3 protein-coding genes are annotated in these 3,755 nt (G+C 32.4%); all 3 read right to left on the bottom strand.

Annotated elements, in window-relative coordinates:
* A partial coding sequence (locus L8W64_RS08730; RefSeq protein ID WP_318529433.1) for a potassium transporter TrkG occupies positions 1-602 on the bottom strand: 602 nt, incomplete at its 3' end.
* 93 nt (positions 603-695) lie between these two features.
* Entirely contained in the window at positions 696-2,030 is a 1,335-nt protein-coding gene (locus tag L8W64_RS08725) for an anaerobic C4-dicarboxylate transporter (protein ID WP_263673519.1), read from the bottom strand.
* Between the two features lie 18 nt (positions 2,031-2,048).
* A complete protein-coding gene (locus L8W64_RS08720; RefSeq protein WP_263661463.1) occupies positions 2,049-3,461 on the bottom strand; it encodes an aspartate ammonia-lyase in 1,413 nt (470 codons plus the stop codon).
* Positions 3,462-3,755 lie beyond the last annotated feature (294 nt).

The raw sequence follows: 3,755 nt of genomic DNA, 5'->3' as shown, positions 1-3,755 counted from the left end.
AAACCGCCAATAATAATCAAAGAGGTAATGATAAAGTTAATCCAAAAATCATCCCTATAAGGCATTAAACCACTTTCAAATATGCTAAAACCTGCATTATTAAAAGCAGAAATGGAGTGAAAAATACTAGCCCATAGAGCATCAGTTAAATTCATATCTAATTTAAATCTTAAAAATAATAAAACAGCACCAACAATTTCAATAGCAAAAACAAAAAATAAAACCTTTTTCAAAAAACCTACAAGTCCATCAGCACCAGGATAAATTAAGGATTCTCTTAAAAGATTTTTTTCTCCAAAACTCATCTTTTTTCGTACTAAAATATATAAAGCCATGGCTATACTCATATAGCCTAAACCACCTATTTGGATAAGTAGTAAAATAACAAGCTGTCCATAAAAACTAAAATCTAATGAAGTATTTAGCACAATGAGTCCTGTCATACTTACAGCTGAAGCACTAGTAAAAAATGCATCTAAAAAAGATATTGGTTTAGTGTGCATAATGGGTAGCATAAGGATGAAAGTGCCAAAAAGAGCTATAAGTATATAACCTATAAATAAGATTCTTATATTATTTCTATCTAAAGATAATTTTGCCATTTTATTTCTTTAAAAATTAAAAAAATATTCTACTTAAAATTAGTTAATAAGTAAAAGAAGAAAACTTTCCGCTAAAAGCGGAAAGTAAGAGCATTAAAGCATTCCTACTGCTAAAAATCCTAATGAAACAGCAATAGCAATAGCTAATACACCCGGAATAAAGAATGCGTGATTAAATATGAATTTTCCAATTCTTGTTGTACCTGTATCATCCATTTGAACTGCACCTAATAAAGTAGGATAGGTTGGAAGTACAAAAAGTGCTGAAACAGCAGCAAAACAAGCAACTAGCATATAAGAATCTGCAGGATTTGTAGCTGAAATTCCTAATGCAGCAACGATAACTGGGACAATAGCTTTTGCAGTAGCTGCTTGAGAGTATAAAAGCATACTAGCAAAGAAGAAAGCAACTGCAAGCATAGCAGGAGTTTGTTTAACCCATTCACCCGCTACTTCTTTAATACCTGCTTCATGGCCTGCAACGAAAGTATTTCCAAGCCAAGCAACACCAAATACACATACACAAGCTGTCATACCTGATTTAAATACACTTGTATCTAAAATTTTTGCAGGTTCAACTTTACATAAGAATGTAATTAAAGTTGCAGCAGTTAATAAAAAGCTCATAATTGCAGCATCTCTTGGGATAACTACAGGATCAATCCATTTAATATTATTAGAAATTGCAGTAGCATAAAGAACAACTGCTAATACCGTAAATAAAAATATAGCAACTGAAAGTTTTGCACCCGGTTTATCTTCACTATGTAAAACATCTGAAGCACTTTTTACAAGACCAGCTTTTAAGCGTTCTTGATATACAGGGTCTTTGCTAAGATCCATTGGAGTAATTAAACTTACAATAAAAGCTGTAATCATACAAGCAGCAAAAGTAGTTACAATCCAAATTCCAATTAATGCAGGATAGTTCCAGCCAAGTGGCTCTAATACACCAGTCATATAAACAACAGCAGCACTAACTGGAGAAGCTGTAATACCAATTTGTGAAGCAACAACCATTAATGAAAGTGGAGCTGATGGCTTAATATTTTGAGATTTTGCAACATCAATAACAACAGGCATTAATGAAAATACTGCATTACCGGTACCTGCTAAAATAGTAAGTAACCAACCGCAAGCTGGTGCAAGATAATTAATGAATTTTGGGTGTTTACGCAAAATTCTTTCAGTAACTTTTACCATGTAGTCTAAGCCACCTGCTTGTTGCATTGCAGAAATCGCAGCAATAGCAGCAGTGATGATTAAAATAACATCCCAAGGAATATTACCTGGCTTCATGCCTAAAACAAGACCTAAAATAACAACACCCAAACCTCCGGCATAGCCTATTGCTATGCCGCCAAGGCGGATACCTATGAATATTGCCCCAAGGAAGACAACAAGTTGTAAAATAATCATAATATCCATGATTAAACTCCTAAGTTATTAAGCTTTTCTTTTTTCTGTCATATGAGGATTTAACATATTTTCTGGTGTTAAAATCTCATCAATTTTTTCTTTTGGTAAATAGCCTCTTTCAAGACAAATATCACCTACTGCTTTTCCAGTTTCTAGAGCTTCTTTTGCAATACTTGCAGATTTTTCATAACCTAAAACAGGATTAAATGCAGTCACGATTCCGATTGAATTTAATACAAGTTTTTTGCAGTTTTCAGGATTTGCTTTTAATCCTTTAATAGCTTTTTCAGCTAAAGTTTTCATTGCATTTTCAAGCAATACGATCGAGTTAAATAACCCATAAGCAATGCCTGGCTCAAAAGCATTAAGTTCAAATTCACCTCTTTCAGAGCAAAGCATAATAGTAACATCATTACCTATAACTTCATAGCAAGCTTCGCCAACTGCTTCACAAATTACAGGGTTTACTTTACCTGGCATAATAGAACTACCCGGTTGCATAGCAGGCAAACTAATTTCAGCTAGACCGCATCTTGGACCTGAATTCATCAACCTTAAATCATTTGCGATTTTAGATAATCTTACAGCTGCAGTTTTTAATGCGCCACTTACATGTACAAAATCAGCTGTATCTTGAGTAGCTGCAATGAAGTCTTCAGCAGGTTTAAAATCAACACCAGTGATTTCTTTTAATTTTTTCTCAACCACAAATTTATAATCAGGGTGGCAATTAATTCCTGTTCCAATAGCTGTAGCACCTAAATTTAAATAGCTCATTGACTCACGAGCTGCTGTGATCTTTTCAATATCACTTTTAATATAGCTAGCAAAAGCATTGAAAGTATTTCCTAAGGTTGTAGGAACCGCATCTTCAAGTTCTGTTCTACCCATTTTGATGATATCTTTGTATTCTTTAGCTTTAGCTTCTAATTCAGCTTTTAAGCCTTCCATAGCTTTTAAAAGATCACTAAGTTTTGCATAGGTTGCTACTTTGATTGAGCTTGGATAGGTATCGTTTGTAGATTGACCTAAATTTGTATGATCATTTGGGTGAAGGTATTGATATTCTCCTTTTTTATGACCCATACTTTCAAGAGCAATATTTGTGATAACTTCGTTAGTGTTCATATTTGTGCTAGTACCAGCACCACCTTGGATCATATCCACAACAAATTGATCTAAAAATTCACCAGCAATCAATCTATCGCAAGCTTTAGCAATAGCATCAGCTTTATCTGCATCAAGAACTCCAACTTCTTTGTTAGCTAGAGCAGCTGCTTTTTTAACTTGAGCAAAAGCTTTTACAAAATAAGGATAATCTTGTAGTCTTCTACCACTCATATTGAAGTTTTCTAGTGCTCTAAAAGTTTGCACTCCATAATAAACTTCATCAGAAATTTCTAACTCACCAATAAAGTCGTGTTCTTTTCTTGTTCCCATGATGTACTCCTTGTGGGTTTTATTTAAGTTTCGTTTATGAACTTAATAGGTATTATATAACAATTTTTTATAAAAGTTTCATAAAATTTTCCAATTTTTTCTAATTTTAATAAAAATATATAAAATAATATAAAGTATTGATATTCATTTTCTAAATAGTGGATATTTTATGAATAATTTTATTTATAATGATATTAATTATATTTATTTTTTGTATATTTTTTTGAAGTATTTGTTGAAGTTATGATTGTAATGGGTATGATTTTTCAGATAATTTGATTATAAGCTATCATC

This window comes from Campylobacter sp. IFREMER_LSEM_CL1097 (genome assembly GCF_025772225.1).
Lineage (GTDB): Bacteria > Campylobacterota > Campylobacteria > Campylobacterales > Campylobacteraceae > Campylobacter_D > Campylobacter_D lari_D.
Note: the sequence above shows the minus strand (reverse complement) of the source record. Positions and strands in the feature narration are given on the sequence as shown.